The organism is Bacillus sp. P4_D3 (genome assembly GCF_056401855.1).
In genome coordinates this window covers 1-999 of the sequence record NZ_JBFUIN010000978.1, presented here as the reverse complement: position 1 = coordinate 999, position 999 = coordinate 1, and the positions used below count along the sequence as shown (strand labels likewise).

Here is a 999-nt window from a genome sequence, read left to right as displayed (position 1 = left end):
GAACCGGCGAATGTTTTACCATTCTTTTCTAATGTTTTTATGGCGAAGATGGTCGGATTCATAAAATTATATTTTCCTGTATTTTTGCTTGGAGCGATATTCGGTAAAGTGGTAGAAATCACTGGAATAGCAGAAAAAATCGCGAAAATTATCATCCATTTTATAGGCGTGAAAAGAGCTATTCTTTCCATCGTGTTAATGGGAGCGATTCTTACATACAGTGGTGTCAGTTTATTTGTCGCAGTATTTGCGATTTATCCGTTTGCGGCGCAATTATTTCGCGAGGCGGATATTCCGAAACGTCTCATTCCAGCGACAATTGCATTCAGTGCATTCACGTTTTCGATGGATTCACTTCCTGGATCACCTCAAATCCAAAATGTTATTCCAACTACGTTCTTTAAAACAGATATTTATGCAGCTCCTACATTAGGGATTATCGGAGCACTGTTTATCTTTATATGTGGCATGATGTATTTGGAAAGGTGCAGGAAGAAGGCTGCCGCTAAGGGAGAGGGGTACTTCGGAAAAAGCGGTGCCACTTCTGAACTGGCTGCCACAACTAGCGCGCAATTGGTGCAAGCGCCTATTGTTTCCAGCGATGTTATTCCAGTTAGTTATTGGATAGCTTTTCTTCCGCTTGTACTGGTCGGAGTGATGAATAAAGTCTTTACAGAATTCATCCCAGTTTGGTATACAAAGGGATTTGATTTTGCATCTATAGGTTTGAAGGAGTACGGAACGATTGATATGGGACAAGTCGTAGGTATTTGGTCAGTGGAAATGGCACTTCTTATCGGAATACTTACTGCTATATTATTAAACTTCCAAGCGGTAAAAKAACAGTTTCAATCTATTACAAGCGTGGGCGTAAGTGGTTCAATCTTAGCTGCCATGAACACTGCAGCCGAGTATGGATTTGGTGCCGTTATAGCAGCTTTACCCGGATTTGTCATGATTCAAAATTCTTTGACAGGTACATTTTCAAACCCTTTAATT

Annotated in this window: 1 protein-coding gene; it reads left to right on the top strand. The window is 40.5% G+C overall.

Annotation, left to right across the window (positions count from 1 at the left end; all coding sequences use genetic code 11):
* The coding region (locus tag AC1DTM_RS28500) for a GntP family permease (protein WP_477001490.1) at nt 1–999 on the top strand (999 nt) is incomplete at both ends.